Annotated in this window: 21 protein-coding genes, 1 tRNA gene, 1 other RNA gene and 1 pseudogene; 7 read left to right on the top strand and 17 right to left on the bottom strand. The window is 70.3% G+C overall.

The features are described from left to right. Window positions 1-57: 57 nt before the first annotated feature. Complete coding sequence (locus ACIO6U_RS13485; RefSeq protein ID WP_401718444.1) at window positions 58-1,860, top strand: prolyl oligopeptidase family serine peptidase; 1,803 nt, start codon at window positions 58-60, stop codon at window positions 1,858-1,860. 263 nt (window positions 1,861-2,123) lie between these two features. Here ACIO6U_RS13485 and ACIO6U_RS13480 read toward each other — a convergent pair whose 3' ends face one another. The 10 genes from ACIO6U_RS13480 to ffs form a co-directional block, all read right to left on the bottom strand. Continuing rightward, window positions 2,124-3,029: an SURF1 family protein gene (locus ACIO6U_RS13480; RefSeq protein WP_401718442.1), complete on the bottom strand. Its 906-nt coding sequence runs from the start codon at window positions 3,027-3,029 to the stop codon at window positions 2,124-2,126. Between the two features lie 208 nt (window positions 3,030-3,237). After that, window positions 3,238-4,641 carry a hypothetical protein gene (locus ACIO6U_RS13475; protein ID WP_401718439.1) on the bottom strand — a complete coding sequence of 468 codons (1,404 nt, stop codon included), beginning with the start codon at window positions 4,639-4,641 and terminating at the stop codon, window positions 3,238-3,240. After that, on the bottom strand, window positions 4,638-5,267 hold the full coding sequence (locus tag ACIO6U_RS13470; RefSeq protein WP_355336423.1) for a SigE family RNA polymerase sigma factor: 630 nt from the start codon (window positions 5,265-5,267) through the stop codon (window positions 4,638-4,640). The genes ACIO6U_RS13475 and ACIO6U_RS13470 overlap by 4 nt, the downstream gene beginning before the upstream one ends. Window positions 5,268-5,631: 364 nt before the next feature. Next, complete coding sequence (locus tag ACIO6U_RS13465) at window positions 5,632-6,693, bottom strand: aspartate-semialdehyde dehydrogenase (RefSeq protein WP_401718436.1); 1,062 nt, start codon at window positions 6,691-6,693, stop codon at window positions 5,632-5,634. After that, entirely contained in the window at window positions 6,690-8,012 is a 1,323-nt protein-coding gene (locus ACIO6U_RS13460) for an aspartate kinase (protein ID WP_355335948.1), read from the bottom strand. The genes ACIO6U_RS13465 and ACIO6U_RS13460 overlap by 4 nt, the downstream gene beginning before the upstream one ends. Before the next feature lie 172 nt (window positions 8,013-8,184). Continuing rightward, window positions 8,185-8,850: a DUF5063 domain-containing protein gene (locus ACIO6U_RS13455; protein ID WP_391043543.1), complete on the bottom strand. Its 666-nt coding sequence runs from the start codon at window positions 8,848-8,850 to the stop codon at window positions 8,185-8,187. 91 nt (window positions 8,851-8,941) lie between these two features. Further along, window positions 8,942-9,541, bottom strand: coding sequence for a recombination mediator RecR (gene recR / locus ACIO6U_RS13450; RefSeq protein WP_355335946.1), 600 nt, complete (start codon window positions 9,539-9,541; stop codon window positions 8,942-8,944). A 55-nt stretch (window positions 9,542-9,596) separates the two neighbouring features. Next, window positions 9,597-9,929 carry a YbaB/EbfC family nucleoid-associated protein gene (locus ACIO6U_RS13445; protein WP_391042507.1) on the bottom strand — a complete coding sequence of 111 codons (333 nt, stop codon included), beginning with the start codon at window positions 9,927-9,929 and terminating at the stop codon, window positions 9,597-9,599. 307 nt (window positions 9,930-10,236) lie between these two features. After that, the gene (locus tag ACIO6U_RS13440) at window positions 10,237-12,621 is read right to left on the bottom strand and encodes a DNA polymerase III subunit gamma and tau (protein WP_401718430.1); all 2,385 of its coding nucleotides are present in this window, start codon (window positions 12,619-12,621) and stop codon (window positions 10,237-10,239) included. A 29-nt stretch (window positions 12,622-12,650) separates the two neighbouring features. Beyond that, window positions 12,651-12,741, bottom strand: an RNA gene (ffs, locus tag ACIO6U_RS13435) — signal recognition particle sRNA small type. 75 nt (window positions 12,742-12,816) lie between these two features. Between ffs and ACIO6U_RS13430 the strand changes: the two genes are divergently transcribed. Next, a tRNA-Ser gene (locus tag ACIO6U_RS13430) sits at window positions 12,817-12,901 on the top strand. 84 nt (window positions 12,902-12,985) lie between these two features. Here ACIO6U_RS13430 and ACIO6U_RS13425 read toward each other — a convergent pair. The 4 genes and pseudogenes from ACIO6U_RS13425 to ACIO6U_RS13410 all read right to left on the bottom strand — a co-directional run. Further along, entirely contained in the window at window positions 12,986-13,240 is a 255-nt protein-coding gene (locus tag ACIO6U_RS13425) for a hypothetical protein (protein WP_401718427.1), read from the bottom strand. A 458-nt stretch (window positions 13,241-13,698) separates the two neighbouring features. After that, window positions 13,699-14,307 (bottom strand): SLATT domain-containing protein, encoded by a 609-nt coding sequence (locus ACIO6U_RS13420; protein WP_401718424.1) that lies wholly within the window; start codon window positions 14,305-14,307, stop codon window positions 13,699-13,701. A 130-nt stretch (window positions 14,308-14,437) separates the two neighbouring features. Next, complete coding sequence (locus tag ACIO6U_RS13415) at window positions 14,438-18,211, bottom strand: metallophosphoesterase (RefSeq protein ID WP_401718561.1); 3,774 nt, start codon at window positions 18,209-18,211, stop codon at window positions 14,438-14,440. A gap of 269 nt (window positions 18,212-18,480) precedes the next feature. Next, a pseudogene (locus ACIO6U_RS13410) lies at window positions 18,481-18,703 on the bottom strand (site-specific integrase); the annotation flags it as partial. Between the two features lie 71 nt (window positions 18,704-18,774). Between ACIO6U_RS13410 and ACIO6U_RS13405 the strand changes: the two are divergent. After that, a complete protein-coding gene (locus ACIO6U_RS13405; RefSeq protein WP_401718421.1) occupies window positions 18,775-19,098 on the top strand; it encodes a hypothetical protein in 324 nt (107 codons plus the stop codon). Between the two features lie 172 nt (window positions 19,099-19,270). Here ACIO6U_RS13405 and ACIO6U_RS13400 read toward each other — a convergent pair whose 3' ends face one another. After that, the gene (locus ACIO6U_RS13400) at window positions 19,271-19,762 is read right to left on the bottom strand and encodes a hypothetical protein (RefSeq protein WP_401718418.1); all 492 of its coding nucleotides are present in this window, start codon (window positions 19,760-19,762) and stop codon (window positions 19,271-19,273) included. Between the two features lie 345 nt (window positions 19,763-20,107). On the opposite strand from ACIO6U_RS13400, the gene ACIO6U_RS13395 reads away from it, so the two are divergent. Continuing rightward, window positions 20,108-20,506: a hypothetical protein gene (locus ACIO6U_RS13395; protein WP_401718415.1), complete on the top strand. Its 399-nt coding sequence runs from the start codon at window positions 20,108-20,110 to the stop codon at window positions 20,504-20,506. A 765-nt stretch (window positions 20,507-21,271) separates the two neighbouring features. Further along, entirely contained in the window at window positions 21,272-21,670 is a 399-nt protein-coding gene (locus ACIO6U_RS13390) for a nuclear transport factor 2 family protein (protein WP_401718559.1), read from the top strand. Window positions 21,671-21,972: 302 nt separating this feature from the next. Here ACIO6U_RS13390 and ACIO6U_RS13385 read toward each other — a convergent pair whose 3' ends face one another. Further along, window positions 21,973-22,401 carry a MarR family winged helix-turn-helix transcriptional regulator gene (locus tag ACIO6U_RS13385; RefSeq protein WP_355335884.1) on the bottom strand — a complete coding sequence of 143 codons (429 nt, stop codon included), beginning with the start codon at window positions 22,399-22,401 and terminating at the stop codon, window positions 21,973-21,975. A 119-nt stretch (window positions 22,402-22,520) separates the two neighbouring features. Between ACIO6U_RS13385 and ACIO6U_RS13380 the strand changes: the two genes are divergently transcribed. Next, window positions 22,521-22,652 (top strand): hypothetical protein, encoded by a 132-nt coding sequence (locus ACIO6U_RS13380; protein WP_401718412.1) that lies wholly within the window; start codon window positions 22,521-22,523, stop codon window positions 22,650-22,652. A 190-nt stretch (window positions 22,653-22,842) separates the two neighbouring features. Here ACIO6U_RS13380 and ACIO6U_RS13375 read toward each other — a convergent pair whose 3' ends face one another. Further along, window positions 22,843-23,379: a hypothetical protein gene (locus tag ACIO6U_RS13375; protein ID WP_401718409.1), complete on the bottom strand. Its 537-nt coding sequence runs from the start codon at window positions 23,377-23,379 to the stop codon at window positions 22,843-22,845. A gap of 131 nt (window positions 23,380-23,510) precedes the next feature. Between ACIO6U_RS13375 and ACIO6U_RS13370 the strand changes: the two genes are divergently transcribed. Next, the gene (locus tag ACIO6U_RS13370) at window positions 23,511-23,936 is read left to right on the top strand and encodes a hypothetical protein (RefSeq protein ID WP_401718406.1); all 426 of its coding nucleotides are present in this window, start codon (window positions 23,511-23,513) and stop codon (window positions 23,934-23,936) included. Window positions 23,937-23,947 lie beyond the last annotated feature (11 nt).

The following is a 23,947-nucleotide window of genomic DNA, read 5'->3' as shown; positions in this document are numbered from 1 at the left end:
CCACAGGCTGTGAAGAGTGGGTGCCCGAATGTGGTCGGGGCGGAGCATCATGGGGGCATGAACGAGATCACCGGATCCCCGGCGGGGTCCATGCCGGAGTGGGAGAAGCGCTTTCGGGCGCCGCGGGTCGGGCTGCCCGAGTGGGCCGAGGACGCCCCGGACCGCAGCCTGTTCGTGTCGAACGTGACAGGGACGTACGAGCTGTACGCCTGGGACCGGACGACGGGCGGGCGACGGCAGGTCACCGACCGGCCGAACGGAACGACGGACGGCACGCTGAGCCGGGACGGCGCGTGGGTGTGGTGGTTCTCGGACACGGACGGGGACGAGTTCGGGATATGGATGCGGCAGCCCTTCGCGGGCGGTGAGGACGTACCGGCGGCGCCCGGCCTGGAGGCGTCCTACCCGGCCGGTCTCGCGCTGGGCCCCGGCGGCCTGGCCGTGGTCGGGCGGTCCACCGACGACGAGGGCACGTCGGTGTACGTGGTGCGGCCGGACAGCGAGCCGGTCGAGGTCTACCGGCACGCGGAGTCGGCGAGCGTCGGCGACCTCTCGGAGGACGGCACGCTGGTCGTGATCGAGCACACCGAGCACGGCGACGCGATGCACAGCGCGCTGCGGGTGCTGTCGGTCGCGGACGGCTCGACGGTCGCGGAGCTGGACGACACCGACGGCGGCCGGGCCGAGCTGGGCCTGGACTGCCTGGGATTCGCCCCCGTCGTCGGCGACACCCGCCTCCTGGTCGGACACCAGCGGTCCGGCCGCTGGCTGCCGATGATCTGGGACACCGCGACCGGCGTGGAGACGCGGCTGGCCATAGACCTGCCCGGTGACGTGCACGCCGAGTGGTATCCGGACGGCTCGGCACTGCTGGTCGTCCACGACTACCAGGCGCGCGGCGAGATGTTCCGGTACGACCTGGCGGCCGGCACCCTGGCGCGGCTCGACACCCCGCCGGGTTCGGTCAGCGGCGCCACCGCCCGGCCCGACGGGACGGTGGAGTACCTGTGGTCGTCGGCGCAGCGCCCGCCCGCGGTGCGGTCCACGACCGGCGCCGTCGTGCTGGAGGCGCCGGGGCTGCGGGCGCCGGAGTCGGTGCCAGTGGAGGACGCGTGGGTGGAGGGTCCCGGCGGCCGGATCCACGCGCTGGTCCAGAAGCCGGTCGGCGAGGGGCCGTTCCCGACCGTGTTCGAGATCCACGGCGGTCCCACCTGGCACGACTCGGACTCCTTCGCGGCGGGTCCCGCGGCCTGGGTCGACCACGGCTTCGCGGTGGTCCGGGTCAACTACCGCGGTTCGACCGGCTACGGCCGGGAGTGGACGGACGCGCTCAAGCACCGCGTCGGCCTGATCGAGCTGGAGGACATCGCGGCGGTCCGCGAGTGGGCCGTGTCCTCGGGCCTCGCCGACCCGCGGCGGCTGGTGCTGTCCGGCGGCTCCTGGGGCGGCTATCTGACCCTGCTGGGCCTCGGCACCCAGCCGGAGGCGTGGACGGTGGGCATAGCGGCGGTCCCGGTCGCCGACTACGTGGCCGCCTACGCCGACGAGATGGAGGCCCTCAAGTCCCTGGACCGCACCTTCTTCGGCGGCTCCCCCGAGGAGGTCCCCGACCGCTTCGAGGCGTCCTCCCCGCTCACCTACGTCGAGCGGGTCGCCGCCCCCGTCTACATCAGCGCGGGCATGAACGACCCGCGCTGCCCGATACGCCAGATCGACAACTACGTCGAGCGGCTGCGGGAGCTGGACAAGCCGCACGAGGTGTACCGGTACGACGCGGGGCACGGTTCGCTGGTCGTGGAGGAGCGGATCAAGCAGGTCCGTCTGGAACTGGCCTTCGCGCTGAAACACGCGGGCGGGTAGGCGGCAGGGCCGGTGGCCGACCGGGGTTGGACCAGCGCGGGTCCGACCCCGGGCCAGCCCCGGGCCTCCGGCCGGGCGGATGCGCGTACGGCCGGACAGCTGGACACGCGCCTCGGCGGACGAAAGGCATCCGGACAGTCAGCCGGGCCAGCGCACGGCTGGACGTGCGGCCAGGGTGCGCCTCGGCGTCCGGCCCTGGGCGTCGGCGGACGCAGACGCGGTGACCACAGCGTCCGCCCGGCCCGCGCCGGAAGCGTCCGGCCCTAGGCGTCGGCGGACGCAGACGCGGTGACCACAGCGTCCGCCCGGTCCGCGCCGGAGGCGTCCGGCTCTGATTCCGCCTTCGGCGCGGACCCCGGCTCGTCGTCACCGTCGTCGGGGACGAGACCCAGCGCGGCGTCGGCGCGTGTCTCGGCCTCGCGGCGGGCCAGTCGGAACCACATGAAGACGACGAAGCCGGCGAAGACGAACCACTCACCGGTGTAGCCGAGATTCTGGAACGCCTTGATGTCCAGACCGCTGTTGGGGGCCGCCGCCGGGGGCACCGCCTTCAGCGGCGCGGCGGGGTCGCTCGCGGTGATCCAGCCGCTGTAGACGGGGTAGGGCAGCACATTGACCAGCGAGGCGGCGCTGATCATGCCGAGCTGTCCGGAGGGCAGCGCGCCGTTGGACTGCACGCCGTCGGTGCCGGTGCTCTCCGGGTACTGGAGGGCGCCGGTCACGGTGACCTCGCCGGTCGGCGCGGCCGGTACGGCACCGGTACGCGCGGCGGCGGAGGCGTCGCCCGGCAGCCAGCCGCGGACGACGGGCAGGGCGGCGCCGTCCGCGCCGACCCGCAGGGGGGTCAGTACGTAGTAGCCGTCGTGGCCGTCGAGGGTGCGGCCGGGGACCAGGAGCTGATGGGAGGAGTCGTAGCGGCCGGTCGCGCTGACCGAACGACCCGAGGCGCCGTCGGGCACCTGGGTGCGCGGCTGCGGCAGCAGTGTCGCCAACGGCACCGCCGCCTCGGCGACGGCCTTGCCCTGGGCGTGCTCGGCGCTCTTGTGGGAGTCGACCCGCAGCTCGAACCGGCTCAACTGCCAACTGCCCATGAAGACGCAGAACGGCACGGCGAGCAGCGACAGCACGCTGACCGCCAGCCAGCGCGGGGTGAGCAGGAACCGGTACACACCACAACGGTACGGGGGGCCGTTCGCGGCCCCGCAACCGGGGACCCGCACCGGCCCGGAGCCGACGCCGGGCGCGCGGCCAGGCGCAGGGCTCGGCCCCCGGTGACCAGGAGCGCCGGTCCTGGTCCCGCGAGGTGCGGGGAGGGGGTCCGGGGAGAGTTCCCCGAAGTACCCGCAGTCGCCGAAGTACCCGCAGTGCCCGAAGGCCCTACGAGCCGGAGCCGGTCGCTCCCGCGTCGGTTCCGGTGCCGCCGCTCGTCCCCGTACCGGGGGTGGTGCTGCCGCTGGTGGTGCCGGGGAGCGCGGCCGTCGTGTAGAGGGTGCCCGCGCAGGCGTTCTGGATGACGGGGCCGTCGACGACGGGGGCGCCCGCGGCCGGGGTGTGGTTGAGGGCGACGCTGCCGGGGGGCGGGCTGGTCGGCGGGTCACCGCTGCCCAGCTGGGTGGAGGCGCCGTTGCTGCCGCTGCCGCTGCCCGTGCCGGTGCCCGGGTCGGAGCCGGTGGGGCCGCCGGTGCTCGCGGGGTCGCTCGACGTCGGCGTGGGTGTCGGGGTGGTCGGCGGCGTGGTGGGCGTCGTGGGGCAACCGCCGGTGCCGTTGCCCGCGGGGATCCACGCGAACTGCACCTCGTAGGTGTCACCCGGTGCGAGCACCACGGGTCCGTCGACGCCGGAGGGCAGCCTGCTCGCCGGGTCGCCCGGGGTGTGGCCGACGACCTGGATACGGGAGGGGTCGGCCGAGCCCTCGGCGAGGACCTGCACCTGCCCGCTGCCGGGGACCGTACAGGGGACGCCGGAGACGTTGGCGACGCGGAACCAGCCGTAGACGCGGCCGGAGGAGTCCGGGGAGTCGGCGGAGCTGGTGCCCTGGCCGAGCTGGACGCTGGAGCAGTCGGGTGCGGAGACCGCCGCCGAGTCCGAGGGGGCGGTGGTCGCGGGCGGCGGATCGTCGGTGGGGCTCTTCGTCGAGGTGCCCGCGCCGCCGGTGCCGGTGGCCGCCTGGCCCGAGGAGGGGCCGCCCGCCCAGTAGTTGGTGTGGCCGTCCTGGCCGGGGGCGGAGGCGTGGGTGCTGGAGACGTTCGCCGGGAGGGCGTTGGTGCTGCTGGAGGTGTCGGCGGCGTGGATCAGCGCGGGCACCGCCATGCCGGCCAGGACCACGGCCGCGGCGGCACCGGCCAGCGCCTGCCGACGGTGCTGCCTGCGGGCCGGGACCGCGCGCCGCAGGTGGTCGAGCGCCTCGGGGGACGCCTCTATGCCCTGGACGGCGTTGTGCAGCAGCGCCCGCAGCGCCGCCTCCTCCGGGGTGTGCTCGACGCCGTCGGCACTGTCGAGGTCGAGTTCGAGACTGGCGAAGTCGAAGCCGCCGTCGAGGCCGAAGAGGCCGTCGGCACCGGAGCCGTAGCCGGACGCACTGTCGGAGCCCGAGGCGGAAGTGCGGTCGGCGCCGGAGCCCGAGGCGGAAGCGCCGTCCGAGCCCGAGGCGTCAGCGGCGTCGGGGGAGCCGAAGCCCAGGTCGCGGCCCCGGCCCTCGCCGTGGTCCGCGCCCTTGCCCTGGTCCTGATCCTGGTTCTTGTTCTGGTCTTCCATACCGTGCGCGTCGTCGGGGGTGGTCATGCCGTCGCCTCCATCGCGACGCGCAGCGCCGCGATGCCTCGCGAACCGTACGCCTTCACCGAGCCCAGGGAGATACCCAGGGTCTCGGCGACCTGCGCCTCGGTCATGTCGGCGAAGTATCGCAGCACCAGCACCTCGCGCTGCCTGCGCTGAAGCGTACGCATCGCGGCCTTGAGCTGGTCGCGCTCCAGGATCTCGTACGCGCCCTCCTCCGCGCTCGCCATGTCGGGCATCGGCTTGGAGAGCAGCTTCAGGCCCAGGATGCGGCGGCGCAGGGCGGAGCGGGAGAGGTTGACGACCGTCTGGCGCAGATAGGCCAGGGTCTTCTCCGGCTCGCGGACCCGGCTGCGGGCGGAGTGCACCCGGATGAACGCCTCCTGGACCACGTCCTCGCAGGAGGCCGTGTCGTCCAGCAGCAGCGCGGCGAGGCCGAGCAGTGAACGGTAGTGCGCGCGGTAGGTCTCGGTGAGGTGGTCGACCGTGGTGCCTACTGCCATCGCCGAGTCAGAGTCCTCGCCTTCCGCGGCCGTGACCCGCACGACCGGCCAGGGCGCGATCACCGGGATGCCACCGGAGAGCGCACCGGACGCCGACGTGCGTGGACGCGGCAGCCGGGGCGGCGTGATCGTCCCGTGCCGTCCGAATGCCGTCTCGATACCCAGTGCCTCCGCCACGACTGTTGGACACGCATCCCCCCCTCAGGGTTGTACGCGCAAGACACGCCGCTCGACGGAGCGTCAAATATCCCCATGCGTACCAGCTCTTCCTCAACGCCCTGTTTGCACCGACGCTTCCCCCCGGACCACGCTCGGTGTGCAGCACCTTAGGGACCAGACCATAGGGCAGTGCGCTGACACAAAGACGCTCCCCCGAGCGAGTCGGTTCCCGCGGGGGAATGCAAAGTCTCCAACGTTCGGGTACGTGAGTTCAAGTGGTCCAGACCAGCAACTTCGTCCCCGGGCACATTGCCGAGGACGCGCCCGAGCGGCCTCAGACGGCGATGTCCGCCGCCACCACCTCGGCGATCTGGACGGCGTTCAGCGCCGCGCCCTTGCGCAGATTGTCGCCGCAGACGAACAGTTCGAGGGCGCACGGGTCGTCGAGCGAGCGCCGTACGCGCCCCACCCACGTGGGATCGGTGCCGACCGCGTCCGCGGGCGTCGGGAACTCACCCTGCCCCGGGTCGTCGGAGACCACGACACCCGGCGCGTTCCGCAGGATCTCGTGCGCCCGCGCGACCGTCACCTCGTTCTCGAACCGCGCGTGCACCGACAGCGAGTGGGTCGTGATCACCGGCACCCGTACGCAGGTCGCCGTGGCCCGCAGACGGGGCAGCCCGAGGATCTTGCGCGACTCGTTGCGTACCTTCATCTCCTCCGACGACCAGCCGTCGTCGCCCGCGAGCGAGCCCGCCCACGGCACCACATTGAGCGCCAGCGGCGCCGCGAACGGCCCGAAGTCGCCCACCGTGCGGCGCAGATCACCCGCCTGCGTGCCCGCCTCCGTCCCCGCGACCTTCGTCATCTGGTCGCGCAGCGCCGTGATCCCGGCCTGCCCGGCGCCCGAGGCCGCCTGGTACGACGAGACGATCAGCTCGGTCAGCCCGAACTCGGCGTGCAGCGCGCCGACCGCCACGATCATCGACAGCGTCGTGCAGTTGGGATTGGCGACGATGCCGCGCGGGCGCATCCGTACCGCGTGCGCGTTGACCTCGGGCACCACCAGCGGCACCTCGTCGTCCATCCGGAAGGCGCCCGAATTGTCCACCACGACCACGCCCTTGGCCGCCGCGATCGGCGCCCACCGCGCTGCCACCTCGTCGGGCACGTCGAAGAGCGCGACATCGATCCCGTCGAAGGCCGCCTCGTCGAGCGCGACGACCTCCGCCTCGGTGCCGCGCACCGGCAGCAGCCGCCCGGCCGAGCGCGCGGACGCGACCAGCCGGATCTCCCCCCACACGTCCTGGCGCGTGCTGAGGAGTTCGCGCACCACCGTGCCGACCGCTCCCGTCGCCCCCACCACGGCGAGCGACGGTCGCGGCGCGGCGCTCATCGCCCGGTCCCTCCGTAGACGACCGCTTCGTCGCTGTCGCTGTCCAGGCCGAACGCCGAGTGCACGGCCTGCACGGCGGGCTTCACGTCGTCGACCCGGGTCACCACCGAGATACGGATCTCGGATGTCGAGATCAGCTCGATGTTGACGCCCGCGTTGGACAGCGCCTCGAAGAAGGTCGCCGTGACACCGGGGTTGGTCTTCATGCCCGCGCCGACCAGCGAGATCTTGCCGATCTGGTCGTCGTAGCGCAGCGAGTCGAAGGCGATGACCGTCTGCGCCTTGGTCAGCGCCGCCATCGCCTTCTGGCCCTCGGCCTTGGGGAGCGTGAAGGAGATGTCGGTGAGCGCGGTGGCCGCGGCCGACACGTTCTGGACGATCATGTCGATGTTGATCTCGGCGTCCGCGATGGCCCGGAAGATCGTCGCCGCCTCGCCCGGCTTGTCCGGCACGCCGACCACCGTGATCTTGGCCTCGGACGTGTCGTGCGAGACGCCGGAGATGATCGCCTGCTCCATCGGACTGTCTCCCTGTGCTGACTCGTACGCGGCACGCGCTTGCTGCGGTCGCGGAAGGTTCGCGGGCCGTTCGCTGCTCACCCAGGTGCCGGGCAGCCCGGAGAACGACGACCGTACGTGGATCGGGATGTTGTAGCGGCGCGCGTACTCCACACACCGGTGCAGCAGCACCTTGGAGCCGGAACTGGCCAGCTCCAGCATGTCCTCGAAGGCGATCCAGTCCATCTTGCGGGCCTTCTTGACCACCCGCGGGTCGGCCGTGAAGACGCCGTCGACGTCCGTGTAGATCTCGCACACCTCGGCGTCCAGCGCCGCCGCCAGCGCCACCGCGGTGGTGTCCGAGCCGCCGCGCCCGAGCGTGGTGATGTCCTTCTTGTCCTGCGAGACGCCCTGGAATCCGGCGACGATCGCGATGTTGCCCTCGTCAAGCGCCGTACGGATACGGCCGGGCGTGACGTCGATGATCCGCGCCTTGTTGTGCACCGAGTCGGTGATCACCCCGGCCTGGCTGCCGGTGAACGACTGCGCCTCGTGCCCGAGGTTCTTGATCGCCATCGCCAGCAGCGCCATCGAGATGCGCTCACCGGCGGTCAGCAGCATGTCGAACTCGCGCCCCGCGGGAATCGGTGACACCTGCTCCGCGAGATCGATCAGCTCGTCCGTCGTGTCGCCCATCGCGGACACCACGACGACCACTTGGTGGCCCGCCTTCTTGGTGTCGACGATCCGTCGGGCGACGCGCTTGATGCCTTCGGCATCGGCGACGGAGGAGCCGCCGTACTTCTGCACGACAAGGCCCACGTGCGCTCCTCGCTCAGGGATTCCCAGGGGGTGCCGGGGGATTTCCAGGGGTTGTTGCGGTCGGCCCAGTTTAACGAGCAGGCACGATCCGCCCCGCGCGTATCGCATGGTGAGATACGTCGCCCGAGGCGTGATCAGCCGCAAGTTTTACGGCCGGAGGCGCGAGAGCGTCCTACGTCGCCGGGCGCAGCCCCAGCGTCCCCAGCTCGGCCTCCATGACCTTGCCCGCCTCCTCGGCCAGCTCCTCCTCGTCGTCCCCGTCGCCGCCGGTGTCCAGGCCGTCCAGCTCGTCCAGCGGGCTGTCCAGCCGTACGTGGGCCACGAGCGACTGGAGCGCGCGCAGGCTGGCACTGGCCGTGGAGCCCCAGTTGGACAGGTACGAGAACTGCCACCACCACAGCGCCTCGGAGATCCTCCCGGCCCTGAAGTGCGCGAGGCCGTGTGTGAGATCGGCCACGACATCGGCCATGTCGTCGGAGATACGGCAGGCCACCGGCGTCGACCGCGGCACGTACGGGTCGAAGACCTCGGAGTAGACGTCGATCGGTTCGAGGAGTGCCGCGAGCCGCTGCCGCAGGTCGTCCTCGTCCGGCTCGGGACCGACGTCCGGCTCGTACCGCTCGTCCGGGACGATGTCCTCGTGCGCGCCGAGCCGGCCGCCGGCCAGCAGGAGCTGCGAGACCTCCAGCAGCAGGTACGGGACCGCGCTGTCCGGATCGTCGCCCTTGGCGACCTCGCGGACCGAGAGGATGAAGCTCTCGATCTGGTCCGCGATCTGTACGGCGAACTCGTCCGGTTCCTGCTCCTTGCCCGCCACGTCCTGTGCCCGACCCCGCATCTGGTCCTGCTTCTGCTTCCGGTCCTGCCTCTGGCCCTGCGCCTGGGCCTGCTTCTGGCCCTGGCCCTGGTCCTGCTTCTTCGTCACGGTCTCAGACATCCAGCAACCGCCTCCCTTCGAAGGCCCGCCCCAGCGTGACCTCGTCCGCGTACTCCAAGTCACCGCCCACAGGGAGGCCGCTGGCCAGTCGCGTGACCCGCAGTCCCATGGGCTTCACCATCCGGGCCAGGTACGTCGCTGTCGCCTCGCCCTCCAGATTCGGGTCCGTCGCGAGGATCAGCTCGGTGACGGTGCCGTCCGCGAGACGGCTCAGCAGCTCCCTTATCCGCAGGTCGTCGGGGCCGACGCCCTCGATCGGGCTGATCGCGCCGCCGAGCACGTGGTACTTCCCGCGGAACTCGCGGGTCCGCTCGACCGCCACCACGTCCTTCGGCTCCTCGACCACACAGATCACCGAGGGGTCGCGGCGCGGGTCACGGCAGACCCGGCACTGCTCGTCCTGCGCGACATTGCCGCACACCCCGCAGAACCGCACCTTCGCCTTCACCTCGGACAGCACGTGCGCGAGGCGCCGTACGTCCGCCGGATCGGCCTGAAGGATGTGGAAGGCGATCCGCTGGGCGCTCTTGGGACCCACGCCGGGCAGCCTGCCCAGTTCGTCGATCAGGTCCTGGACCACGCCTTCGTACACGCCGACGAGCCTTCCTCACGGTTTCTGCGGTTCTCCGGTGGGGTTTCCGGAGGGGTCAGAACGGGAGGCCGGGCATGCCGCCCAGCCCCTGGGCGAGCGGGCCGAGCTTGGCCTGCTGGATCGCCTGCGCCGCCTCGTTCGCGTTGTGCACCGCGGCGACCACCAGATCGGCGAGCGTCTCGGTGTCGTCGGGGTCGACCGCCTTGGGGTCGATGACCAGGCCGCGCAGCTCACCGGCGCCGGTCACCTTCGCGGTGACCAGGCCGCCGCCCGCGGAGCCCTCGACCTCGGTCTCGGCCAGCTCCTGCTGGGCCGTGGCGAGGTCCTGCTGCATCTTCTGGGCCTGCTGGAGCAGCGCCTGCATGTTCGGCTGACCACCGGGAATCACGGTTTCACTCCTGACTGGCGTCTGCGGTGCGGTGCCACCTTTTTCGTGACAGGGCGAGCCTACGTGTTCGTACGGCCCAGCGCCCTACGCCGTACGGAGGATCGGAACCGGGCGGAGACCACCCGACGGGAGTACAACGCGTCCACCAGCGGTGGGGTGCCCGAATCCGGTGGTGAACTCGGCCGGGGACGGGTCGGGTCTTGGGCCGAGAGTCCTGGGCCGCGGACGCGGTCGGGCCCCGCGCCGCGCCCTGTGCGCCGCGCCCTGTGCGCCGCGCCCTGTGCGCCGCGCCCTGTGCGCCGCGCCCTCAGTCGTGCGCGATCTCCTCTATGACCGTGGCGCCCAGCTCCCGTACGAAGAGGTCGTGGCCGCTGAGCGCGGAGTCGACGAGATCCGGGTCGTCGTCCTCGGGGACGTCGTCCTCCAGCGGAGGCGGCATGTCGTCCATGGGGGGCGGCCCGGACTGGTAGGACGCGGACGGTGCCTGGGACGAGGAGTGGGACTGGTACTGGCCTTGGCCCGGCCCCTGGTCGTGCCCGTATCCCTGTCCCTGGCCCTGGGACGAAGGGGGTCCGGCCTGGAAGTCCGGTCTCGGGGCGCCCTGGGGCCGGTCCTGCCCCTGGCGACCGGCCGGCGGCTGCGGCGGGCCCGAGGGACGGGGGGCGCCACCGCCGCCTCCGTAACCGCCGCCTCCGCCCTGCCCGCCCGCGCTCCCGGCGCCGCCGCCCCCGTTCGGGGCCACGATCGCCTCGATCTTCCACTGCACGCCGAGCGCGTCGCTGATGGCGGCCTTGAGTACGTCCTCGCTGCCGCTGTTCGCGAAGCTGTTGCGGGCGCCGGGGTTGTCGAAGCCGACCTGGAGGGTCTCCCCGTCGAAGCCCGCCACCTGGGCGTTGTTGAACAGCAGCATCCAGGTCAGGCGGCGGCGGTTCTTGACCGCCTCCAGGATGTCCGGCCACATCTGGCGCACCCGGCTGGGGTCGCCGAGCGAGGCGGTCGGGGCGGGGGCCTGCGCCTGGGCCTGGGCCTGGGCCTGGGCCGGTGGGGTCTGCGGCGCGGCGGGCGGGGGCGCCTGAGCCGGGGGCTGCGCCGGGGTCCGGTTCTGCGGCTGGCCGGGCGAGGCGGCGGACGGCCAGGCACCGGGGCGCTGGGCGGGGGGTGCCTGGGCGGGCGGCACCTGGGCCGGGGGTGTCTGGGCGGGGGGCGGCGGCACGGGCGGTGCGGCGGGCGCGGCGGCCTCGGCGCCGGGTGCCTCGGAGGGTACGTACGCGGGTACGGCGGGGGCCGGGGGCTGGGCCTGCGGTTGGACCTGGTGCGGGGGCGGTGCCTGGGCGGGGGCGTACGCCGTACCGTTCTCGCCCGAGGTACGGCCGCCGCCGAGTGCGGCCCTGGCGGCGGCGGGTCCGACGGCCTGCGGCGCGCCCGCAGCCGGACCCGTACCCGTGCCCGTACCCGTGCCGCTGGACGGGCCGCCGCCCTGGGCGAATCCGGCGGAGACCCCGGCGGCGACGCCGCGCTCCAGCCGTTCCAGGCGGGCCTGCAACGAGCGCTCGTCCTCGTAGGCGGCGGGCAGCAGCACGCGGGCGCAGATCAGCTCCAGTTGGAGGCGGGGCGAGGTGGCGCCGCGCATCTCCGTCAACCCCGTATTGACCAGGTCGGCGGCGCGGCTCAGCTCGGCGGCGCCCAGCACGGAGGCTTGCGCCTGCATCCGCTCCACCACGTCGCGCGGCGCGTCGATGAGGCCCTTGTCCACGGCGTCCGGGACGGCCGCGATGATCACCAGGTCCCGTAGCCGTTCCAGCAGGTCGGCGACGAAACGGCGCGGGTCGTGCCCGCCCTCGATCACCCGGTCGACGATCTCGAAGACCGCCGCCCCGTCCCCCGCGGCGATCCCGTCCACCACCTCGTCGAGCAGCGCAGCGTCCGTGTAGCCGAGCAGCGCGGTCGCCATGGCGTACGTCACGCCGTCGGCCGCCGCGCCCGCCAGCAACTGGTCCATGACCGACATCGAGTCACGGACCGACCCGGCCCCGGCCCGTACGACCAGCGGATACACCCCGTCCTCCACGGCGATGGCCTCGCGCTCGCACACCTGCGCCAGGTAGTCGCGCAACGTGCCGGGCGGCACCAGCCGGAACGGATAGTGGTGCGTACGCGACCGGATCGTGCCGATGACCTTCTCCGGCTCGGTGGTCGCGAAGATGAACTTCAGGTGCTCCGGGGGCTCCTCGACCACCTTCAGCAGGGCGTTGAAGCCCTGCGGGCTGACCATGTGGGCCTCGTCGATGATGTAGATCTTGTACCGACTGCTGGCCGGGCTGAAGAACGCCTTCTCCCGCAGATCACGGGCGTCGTCCACACCGCCGTGCGACGCCGCGTCGATCTCGATCACGTCGATCGACCCCGCGCCGCCCCGCGCCAGGTCCACGCACGACTGGCACACCCCGCACGGCGTCGGCGTCGGCCCCTGCTCGCAGTTCAGGCACCGCGCCAGGATCCGCGCGCTCGTCGTCTTCCCGCAGCCTCGCGGCCCGCTGAACAGATACGCGTGATTGACCCGGTTGTTCCGCAGCGCCTGCTGCAACGGGTCAGTGACGTGCTCCTGTCCGATGACCTCGGCGAAGGACTCGGGACGGTAGCGGCGGTACAGAGCAAGGGACACGCCTACGAGGTTATCCGGGCCCACCGACATCCGGCCCCGTCATCCCCGCCGGCCCACGCAAAGACCCCCCACGCACCCGCCAGAGCCCACCTACCCTTGCTGCCTTCCGGCCCTGGGGGAGTTCAGCGAGATAGCGCCACGTGAGGGGCTGCCGCCCACCCTACCCGATCCCCCACCCCCCATCGAGTTCGCAACCACCCCCCCACGCCCTGTACTGTTCCTCCCGGAGGATTCGCCTAGTGGCCTAGGGCGCACGCTTGGAAAGCGTGTTGGGGGCAACCCCTCACGAGTTCGAATCTCGTATCCTCCGCACTTGCTCTCACCGGGCAATACGTCGTTGGCCCCCGCTGCTTGCAGCGGGGGCCAACGACGTTCAGGGTTGCAGTTCCCACGATCAGGCGAGGCGGCGGTAGCGGCGGCGCATGCGGGCTGACGAGATGGGTTTGATTTCAGCCCAGGGTGTGGCGGGCGTCATGCAGGCGCCCATCACGAAGCCCAGCAGCCTCAAATAGCTCCTCCACCTGGTGGCGGTCGGTGTCGGGGTTGAGCGGCTCTCCGGTCGGCGCAGTGAAGACGTATCGCCCCACAGGTCCCCGGCGAGCCAGCATTCGTGGTCCAGCTGGTCGCGGTGCTGGGTGAGGAGCTTCATCAGCTCGCTGGGAACACCGATGGACCACCGTCCGGCACAGGACTTGGCTTCCTTCGTCTCATGGCGGATATCGACCTTCTGAGGGCAGTGACCGGGCTTATGGTGGCAGGGGACAACGCAGTCGTGCCGGTACCGGGGCCGCAACCGCCCTCGGTGGACGACCAACACCCCGAGGCCGAAGTCAACGTCCGCCCACTTGAGCCTGAGCGCCAGGGCGACGACCCAACAGGCAATGCTCCGTTGGCTGTGGGCCACCTCCAGGAGACACCGCACCTCCTCAACCGCGTACGGCGCCTCGGGTCCATCCCCGCTCGCGCATGCCTACGCGTTCGAGCGCTGTATCAGCTGCCTAAGCACTGGTTCGACCTGGCCATGCCCACCGACGAGCTGACCATCGCCTACTAGGCTTCGCACTCCACCCCTCGCACGTGGCTCCGCCGATGACCAAAGAGGCAGCGTTAGGGGGCTCCGGTGGCCTGCCCAGGGACGACACCGCGTGAACTACGGTTCACCGCAGTGAAGTTCAGCTCTTCCAACCCCTCAGCGAGGTAGCCGATCCAGCCGGACGTCTCCTCTTGCATGATCTCGTGCACCTTGCTTTGCAGGCGCTTGACCACTGAGAGGAGATCCCGCAGCTCCTCCTTCCCGGGCTGGGCGGGATCGAGCGTCACTAGCACGGATACCCATTCAGATTGAGCCAGGGCCAGCGCGTGCTGGAGGGAGATCCCGGTCCGCGCGAATCGACTCCAGGAGGTCGAGTGGCCGAAGACCCTGTCGAAGAGGACGCACCCGGCGCCGACCGCAAGGAAGACGAATCCCCAGTCGGGAGTGATCAGGCCGGGTGACGCGCTGTGGACTAATGGGATGATGCCACCGACCACGGCAGCGCCGACCGCGATGCTCCGCAGTAGTCGTGACCACTGCGCGGGACGCCTCCGCTTGGTGAGGTACCAGTCGATCGCCTCGATGGTGTAGCGCTCGGCGTGAGCGAACAGGGCCGTGATGGTGGCAAGCCGGTCCTCCGGTCGCGCCGTGCCGACCGTAAGTGGGGGAAGCTTGAGGTCCAAGATCCGGCGTCCGAGGGGCATGGATGGCGCCTCCCATTATTTGGCCGCGTACGCGGCCGGTTCCAGAGACAGTGAGGTGTCGCGCTGGCCTGGGTGAGGCGGCCCCCAGACAGAGCCGCCCCACTGGCGCTCATAGGTCCTCAACAGCCAGGTGAGTGAAGTCGCCGCCGGTGAGCCGCGCCAATTCCTCCTGAGTCATGCGCCACCGGCTCCGCCTCACGGTGATGCGGTCCTCATCGATGACCTGTTCGCAGAGGCTGTCCAGAATCGCGGTGACCGCCCGTTCAGCCGAGGGCTCGCGGTCGCTGCGGCTCACCGACGCTTCCAGTGCTCGGATGACCGGATGGGCCAAGTTGAGAAACACCCGAGGCCGATCGTTCATAGAGGTCGCAGCGCGGCGACGCTCGATGCCCTGGGCCCGGGTGACTGACCTCGCGCCGCGCTGCTGGGGCAGCGGAAGGGAGAGGGACGGGCCGAAAGCCGTGCTCTCGGAGAGCGCGTAGTCCGAACGCAGGAGCCGCCACAGGTTCCCGGTGCGTGACTCGGGTAGGACGGCCTGAAAGTTTTCGGTGAGTTGCGAGGCCGAATCGACGGTCTTCAGTGAAGCGTCGTGCGGCCATGCCTGATTGACCAGGATGATCTCCCTGTTGTCCATCGCGACCAGCCACTGGTCGATCTGCTCGGCTCGGACGAAGGCCGGGAATACCGGGGTCTCCGTGAGCCCTTTCGCCACGACGACCGAGCAGACCCGAGGATCGACCTCGGACAGCGACAGGTGGCGCATGGTCCCATCGGCCGAGGCGACCAGCACCGGGCAGTTCGCGAGATACGCCTGGGTGCAGGCCCGGTCCAGCTCGGGGATGTGATGGAACGTGGTATTCCGCGAGAAGCGATCATTGGGTCGGAAGACATCGCTGAGGGCTTGGACTACCGCCCGGCGCCGGTCCTCCCGCCGACGGGCGCTGGCGACCGCTGCTCGGACCAGATCGGGGACGAGGTTGACGAGTTCCTTGATGAGGAGCTGCTCGATCTCATCCTGGAGCTCATCAGGCGCCCCTAGTTCGTTGCGGGACGCCAGCACCGGCGCGTGGTCGCGAGCGAAGTCGATGGTCAGGTAGAGACCGCTGAGGTTCAGGTCGTGTTCGGTCGCGCGGTATCTGTCCAAATCGCTGGTCTTCGACGGGCGCAGTGTCTTGCGCTCACTGATGCGAACACCGTCGGCGGAAAACGTCAGCGAGGTAAAGCCGATGGCGATGAAATTGGGTTCCTTTGTGTCGCGTCCGCTCCTGCCGCGGTGCGGCTGGGGATCGTGCAGGAGCTCGACCTTGAAACCGGCCTCGTGGGCCCCGACCTGGGCGCGGCCCTCGCGGGTGAGGACGTCCCACCTGCCTAGCTCGCTCCCATGCCGTCTGACGGCCGAGAACGTGGTCAGAGAGTTCGGAATGCCCGGCGCGGGCGAGGCGTGCAGGAAGCCCGGCAGGTAGGCAAAGAGGTCCTGCAGCGCGGCTTTGAACTGGGACGCCTTGATCGGCTCGGTCAACGTGACAGTGATCTCGGTGCCGATGTCACAGGTGGTGAAGTCCGTGTAGAACGGCCGGTCGGGGGCCGTGAACTGGACCAGGACGCCGTCAACAGGGCGGTTGCCCAAGGTGCGGGTGCGGACGTCCACCGCTGCGGCGGCGCTGAAAACAGAGGCGAACCCGATCCCGAAGCGCCCGAAGAACGCCGGCATGTCGGCGGGCTGCTGGGCCTCCGCGGAACTCCGCCAGCCTGAGCGCCCAAGCACGGAGAGCTGGTTCACCACCTGCTGGTAGGTCATCCCGATGCCGTTGTCGCGGATGACCACGACGTGTTCGCTCCGCCGCTCGACGTGGACGGCGGGGGTGTAGCCGGCCTCGCCGCTCTTCGCCCGCATGGCCGTGGCGTCCAAGGCGTTCTGGATGAGCTCCCGGAGCCACACGTGCTGACGGTCGCCGTAGAGCGCCCGACCCATCAGAATCTCCGTCACTGGACGCGGGTCGACCCGGATCTCGTGGTGGTTCACGCTCCGGTCCGCCCAGTTGGGCGTGTCGAGTTCGAACCGCAGCAGCGGGTGGATCAGCTGCCACTTGCGCCAGAGGTCGTCCAGTTCGGTGAAGTAGCGGCGGACAGCGTGCAGGGCCTCTGAGGCCAAGTGGAAGGTTCGGCGCTCAGTGGTCGCGAGGTCGAACACGAGGACGTCGCCACCGTTCGGGGCCTCATGCACGGAGAGCACGTTTCGACCAGCCTGATCGACCGTACCGGTGCCGTCGATCAAGCCGGGGTTATCCAGGAGCTGGGCCAACCGGGCGAGGCCCCAGAGGTAGGCGAATGCCATGGCTACCGGGGCACGGCGCAGGTCGCCGACGGTCCGGATCCGGCTCGGCTCCGCCACACTGACGTGATCGACCACCCGGAGTAACTCTTCCAGGTCGGGCGCCCCGGTCGGCACGGCGCCCAAGAGCCGGGCCGCGTCGTCCTTAAGCCAGGAAGCGACTCTGAAGTCGGCCTGCGCCTGGACGCCGCCAGCGGCGTGGGCCCGGACCACCGACAGCTCAGCGAGGACGTACGCGAACGCGAAGGAGGGACTGTCCAGGAGGTAGGGAGTCAGGCCGTCGTGTCGGTCGACGAGTTCGACGGACGCTTGGAGTATGTCGAGTCCGTGCCGCACGTCGCGGTCGCAGTCGGTAAGTTCTGGCACCCGCTCGCGCAGCCGGGCGATCTCCGGCAGCGCGTCGTTGAACCGGAAGCGAGCGCCCGTCCCCGTCCGTGCTGCGGACTCAGCACCCGCGCGGCGCGGCTTAAGAACGGCCGTCGGCGGCTTCCCGTCATCGGCGTAGACGTCCGTGAACTCCTTGAACGACTGGGAGTAGACGCTGTCGTACTTGAAGTACCGCACGCAGCACTCGCCGGTCGCGACCTCGACGGCGCCGACGCTGTAGCCACGGGGGTAACGAGCAGAGTCGTCCCCGTGCGGCCGCCCGAATAGCAGCATCGAAGGGATACGCAGGACGGTGGAGTGGGGCGAGCTGAGCTGTCCAAGCTCTCGCGGACTGTGGACATGCCCGAAGAGCCCGACCTGGTAGTTCCGGCGCAGGCTCTGTACCGCCGGGTCGCAGATGTCCTCGTTCAACCACTCGAACGGATGGTGCTGCGCGAAGAAGGTGAAGTCGGCATCCTCGGCGGGCTCCGGGGCCTGGTCGATGGAGAGCAGCAGTCGGCCGCGGTCGCTTTCCGTGACAGCGTCCGTTGCGTGATAGAAGCCGGCCCAGGCCGAGTTCAGGCCCAGAACGGTGAGCTTGCGGCCCGCCGCGGTGAAGGTGTGAGTCCAGCGGTAGGCGTCGTCCGTCCCGGCGGGACCCCACTGCGCCACGAAGTCGGAGTAACTGCGGAACGGGTCGGCGAAGTTCGCACGGTTGCGTGGATTCCCGAGGAAGGCGTCGACGGCGGCCGGGTCCGCCAGGTCGGTGACAAGCCGACTCTGCTTGATCAGCGCCTCGTCGCGGTCCATGTCGTGGTTGCCCGGAACGAAGAGCATTGGGACTTCGTCGCCGAGCAGTTCACGCAGCGGCGCCATGAGGCGCTCGCCGACCGAGTCGTACTCCTTCGACTGGCCCGAGTACGCGATGTCGCCGGTGAAGACGGCGAAATTAGGACACCCCGAGGTGGCCACAGACTCGCGGAGGTGCCGTAGCAGGTTGTCAATGTACCGCTGCAACTCCATGGACGGATCGGCTGGCCAATGCAGGTCCGATAACTGCCACCACGTTAACCCACCCCGAACCACTGTTGGCTCCCTGTTCTCTACGGCTTGCGAATGCGCGGCCCCCCGTGCCTTCTCCGGGAGACTACTCGACGGCTCGGACACGAGCGGGTGTTGACGCATGGTTGGCCGTCCGGCGAACGAGCCGGAGGGTTGCAGTTTGGGCTGCATTCAGTGCCGTTCGTCGGGGTCCAAGCACTTTGCCGTTCGGCCCCATACCGCAGGTCAGAACGGATGCGAACCCTGCGGAACTCCCGGACGAAAAGTTGGAAAGCGTGTTGGGGGCAACCCCTCACGAGTTCGAATCTCGTATCCTCCGCCATTGCTCTCACCGGGCAATATGCCGATGGCCCCCACCGTTCGCGGTGGGGGCCATCGGTGTCTTCCCAGCCCCCATTGTCCTGGTTTTTTGCCCACAGTGGGCGCAGCGGGGCGCCCCCAGACTGCTTCAGCGATCTTCCGCGCCACGTCCTTGAGCATGGCTCCGGCACATGCAGGCACCGCGCCCGCATGCTGGCATACGTACCCGGCTCCCACCAAGGGCCGTTTCCAGTCGTGGTAATCCGTGTTCGGGCTCAGCGGGCCGCCCAGCGGTTTGATGAACACGTAAGTTGACCCTCACCCTGGCCAGGGTCAGAGTGTCGGCCCCCGTTGATATCCATGGCGCGGGGACGATGCGACGTCGAGTGCGACCGCCCTCCTGGCCGAGATCTTCCCAGCCCGACGAAGGCGGTCTGCTGCCCCTGGGAGAGAACCCGGACAACTGGTTCGTCTGGGAGGCGGACTGCTGGATGAGCCCCGAGCCGTTCGACAACACCGCCGCACGGGTGCCCGGCATCGCCTTCCCCCTCACCAAGGAGTGGCAATGGGAGTACGACTACTCCGACCACCCCCTCCACTCGCCGCTGCTCCACGAGACCTACCTGCACGGCTCGGCGCTGCTGGGCAAAGGCAGACCAGGGGCGTACTGGACCCTGGTGGTGGCCGGGCCGCAACGCGGCCAGGTCTAGTGGCTCAGAGACAGATGCGCCGCGCCCTACGCCGATGCTCCACATGATCAGCGTGCAGGCGACTTCCTGGCCTGGGCGAGCGACTGGCACACGGGACGAGGCTGGTGGCAGACCGAGTAGCACCGCCACTCGCAACTCGCGTGCTGGGAGCGACAGTAGGGACGCGTTGAGGTCACGCGATACGCCGTGCGGCTCCCGTCGGCCAGATGACGGTGACGGGGATGCCGAGGGCGCGGGCCTCTTCGACGACGTCGGCGGTGCCGCCGCCTTTGGTGCCGGGCGGCATGCCGTTCCAAACGGCGACAAGACGGTCGGCCCGGCGCAGCAATTCGCTGTTGGCGGCTTCGTACGCGTCGCGACCGGCGGTGGCGTGGTCCATCACCACTGCCTCGGTGGCGGCAGCCAAAAGCCGGTCGAATTGGGCGGCGTGCGCATCCTTGACCTTCGTCTCGCGGTAGTCGCGGGAAGGGATCACGGCGACGAGGCTTCCGCCGGCGTCGAGGACGGCTTCGGCGAACAAGGAGTCCGCCCCGGCGGCGATGCAGGAGACGCCGACCAGTTCACCGTCTGCCACGTCACTCATCAACTCGCCGAGGGCTGCGCGAACCAGGGGGACAGAAGCATCGGTGAGGTCCATGTGGCCGGTCACGGCGAGGATGGTCACAGCGTTCCTTGTCAGTCGGCGAGTTGCTCGCGGAGCCTAGCGCGCGCTTCTCGTACGGGTGCCGAAGTTCCGTGACCCACCGTGTAGGCGTACAGCTCGGCCATGCCCTCTCGCACGCGTCCGGAGTGGACGCGCTCGGCGACGTCGCAGGCTGCGTGGGTCTCGGCAACGGCTGCAACCGGGGTCCGGCTTCGTCACGGACACCCTCTGTGCGGAGGGGTGGATCACCACTCCCGAGGTCGAGGCCGTGATGCGCGCCGTCCCCCGGCACGCCTTCACCTCCGAGGTGAGCGTGAGGAAGGCGTACGAGCCGTACGCGGCGGTGCCGACGGCCAGGTCACCACGGTGGACATCGATCCCGTCGTGACCGACCGGGCCCGCCCGCTGCTGGACGCGCACGGCTACGGCCGGGTCACCGTCGTCACGGCCGACGCCGCCCAGCCCATCCCCGACCTGGGGAAGGTCGACGTCCTGATGGTGACCGTCGACGCCTGGGACGTCCCGCCGACGTGGATCGACCAACTCATGCCCGGCGGTCGCCTGGTGGTGCCGCTGCGGATGCGGGGCCTGACCCGTTCCATTGCCTTCACCCGCGTCGGCGACCACCTGGAGAGCGAGTCCGCGAAGATCTGCGGTTTCGTGCCGATGCAGGGCTCCACCGCGCACAACGAGGAGTTGCCGCTGGTCAACGGCACGCCGGAGATCCGGCTGCTCATCCCCGCGGGCGCGGGGAGCGGTATTTGATCACTGCGCTGTGCAGGGAGGTGGCGGGCCCATCCCCGCGGGCGCGGGAGCAGCGTCGCCGTTGCCTGGCGGAAACTCCAGATCGGGGTCCATCCCCGCTCGCGCGGGGAGCAAGCTGTCTGACCTGCAGTCATTGCGTGGACGCAGGCCGCACAGAACCAACTTCAGAGAAAGCCGCAAAACATGTATTTCCGCCCTCGCGCCGACATGCAGTCGCCCAGCCTACGGCCACCGAGAGGGGCCCGGCTACGCGAACCTGCCCGCGCTGGCCGCACCAACGTCCAGACGGCCAACCCACGAGCGCAGCCGGCAGAAGCAGCAGGGATGAGACCCACATCTCCCCCAGACCCAGATTGCTGAACCCAGCCCACCACACGACACACCGGCTTGACAGGGCCGGCGCCCGCACCCCCGAAGGTTGCAGGTCGGGGGCGTTCGCCCCCGTCCACGAGCGTCCAGCAAGCCCTGGAGCCACCACCCCGGCCCAGCTCAGACCATCCACGCCCCGGCGCACACCAAAGCAGAACGTCGGAGAGCGTGTTGAAGGCAACCCCTCACCGGTTCGAAACCCATATCCTCCAGAAGGCTCGCCGGCCACGACGCGAATCGACCGGGATCAGGCTGGGGCGGATCTCGTACGGCGGCGGTGACCGTTCCAGCTGTCTCCGCCAGCCCCTCGATGCTGTGACCGGTGGATCCGGCGAGGTGGGTACCGTCGCGATCGGCGGAGGATTCGCAGGGCGGCAGGTCGGCAGGGCGAGGAGGATGGGGATGGGGATGGATCAGGTGGCTCTTGAAGCCGCTCTTCACGATGCCGAGCAGAGGTTGCAGGCCGCGGTTCGATCAGGTGATGCGCGGGCATTGGACGTGCTCCTGGACGACCGTGTCGTCTACACGGGGCCGGACGGCAGCACCGTGACGAAGGAGGAGGACCTGGGGGCGCACAGGTCCGGGACCTTGGCCGTCGAGGTCTTCGAGCAGCAGGACCTGGACGTGACCGTGGTGGACTCCACCGGGATCACCCGCGTACTGGCCGGGCTTGAAGGCACCGCCGGCGGACATCCGTTCAAGGCGCGCCTTCGCTACACCCGCACCTGGATCCACGTTGACGGCACCTGGCGCGTCCTGGCCGCCCACGCCAGCGCCGTACCGGATCTCGGGTAGAGGCTTACGGATCGGCCACGCACTCGCGGGCGACGCGCCCTCGTCGGACCCCGATGCCGCGTTCGCCGTTGCCGCGGGCGGCCGTCCGCTCGGCAGGTAACGTCTGCTCGGCCGTCGCTCCACCCAACACCCGCCGCAGGTCGGAACCCCCGTGCTTCCTCGTGAACGACGCCGTGGCCCGTGGGAAAGCGTGCGGGGGCAGCACTCCACGAGTTCGGATTTCGTGTCCTCAGCCTCTCACCGGGCAATACGGCGTCGGCCCGTCATGGCGGCGGGGGGCCGCGGAACCGCGCGGCGGGTGGTCAGTCGGTGACGTTCGAGGCGAGGCGGTCGAGGGCCGCGGAGACGGCGGCGAGTTCGGCGGGGGTGAAGCCGAGCCGGAGGCGGCGGTCGAAGTCGACGGCGGCGTCGCGGAGTTGGAGGAAGAGCGCGTGGCCGGTCTCGGTGAGTTCGACGACGTGGACGCGGCGGTTGTCGTCGGCACGTCGACGGGTGAGGAGGCCGTCGCGTTCCATCGCGTTGAGGTGGTGGGTCAGGGTCGCGCCGTGGATGCCGATGGCGGCGGCGAGACCGCGCTGGTTGCCGAACCGTGTCGTCTCCAGCGACATCAGGATCAGCCACACCGGCAGCGACCCACCGGCAGCGGTGAGCGCCGCGTCGAACTGTCCTGAGACGACCTTCGCCACCCGGGTGAGATGCATCCCGAACGGCGGGCCCTGCGGCGCTGGCATGGCCGCGAGTCTACAACGGATCCTTGCTGACCTAATCGTTTGATATCCAACGCTTAGAGATCCTAATCCCGCCCGGCGGCGTCCACGGCTTCCGCAACGACTCCGGCGAGGCCGCCTCGATGCTGCTGCTGTTCTCAGCGGGCGCTCCGCGCGAGGAGTACTCCGAGCGGCTGGCCCCCCTGGCCGAGGACCCGATGGGCGACGCGGAGCGCGACGAGTTCATGCGCCGTCACGACACGTACTGGCTCTGACGGCGTCCGTCACCGACCCGTCGACGCCGCGCCCGCGCCCACGCCCGTACCCGCACCCGTACGAAGAAGAGTGTCATGACGACCGCAACGGGCGACCCCGCCGCGTCGCTCACCGAACTCACCGACCGCTGGGCCGACGCCGAACGTACCGGCGACGCCGACGCCTTGGCCGCGCTCGTCACCGATGACCTCACCACGGTCGGGACCGTTCGGCTTCGTCCTCGACCGCGGGCAGTGCCTCGATCACTACCGCGGCGGCGACCTCGTGACGTACGCGTTCGGCTGGACGCTCGACTCCATCCGCGTCCACGGGGACACCGTGATCGGAATCGGCCACGCCCGCCACGACTGCGCGCACCGTGGCCAACGCGCCAGGGGCGACTCCCGCGTCACCGTCGTCGCCGTCCTCGCCGACCGTGACGCAAGCGGTAACGGCGGGGACAGCCAACTGCGTTTGGCGGCAGTGCAGTTCAGCCCGATCGCCGACCCGCGCGGCGGCGGTGACGGCAAGCGCACGAACCGCACCACGACACCACGGAGGACGCGCCATGAGGGAGTTGCCCCCCACCGGCACGCGCGGCAACACGATCGGTTCGAACGAGCTGCGCCACCCGGTCATCGGTATCCGCGACGGCGCCACCTGGCTGGTCCGCCCACCGACGAGCAGCGAGACCGGATCACCACCGCTGCCGACGATGCGCGACCTGGTCGCCGCGTGCAGCAGCACCGCACGGGACCGGATGACCGGTGCAGGGTCACGGCCGTGAGCCGGTGGAGGTCTTCACCGCCCCTTGCGGCCTCGCACCTGACGTGCTGTCATCAAAAGCAACGCAGTCACCCGGGCCTCAGGGGGAAGCCATGGTGGGACGCCGCCTCAGAGAAGAAATACGTCAGGCCGAGCGAATGGCCCGCGCCGTCCCGAATGCGCGGCAGAGAGCAGCCGCCCTGACCGACTTGGCCGTTCAGGTGGCCATCGGTCCGGGCGACATCGCCGAGGCCGAACGCATCGCGAACTCCGTCACCTACGAAGACCACATCGTGCAGAACGGTCGGGACTTCTCTGTCCGCGTACTGGCCGAGCAGTTGGTCGCCGTCAACGCCCGTGAAGCCGAGCGCATCGCGCTGACCATCAGGACGGATCACGAACGGGACGGCGCGTTCGCCAACATGGCGAGGACGCTGGCGACGACGGACAAGCGCACCGCGAAGCGCCTGATCGAGCGCATCGGCCTGGCACCCGTGAAGGAGAGCATGCTGGACGATCTCGCCAAAGGCCGCCTTTGAGCCGCCGCGAC

Source organism: Streptomyces sp. NPDC087422 (assembly GCF_044744145.1).
Lineage (GTDB): Bacteria > Actinomycetota > Actinomycetes > Streptomycetales > Streptomycetaceae > Actinacidiphila.
This window is presented reverse-complemented; position numbering and strand designations above follow the sequence as displayed.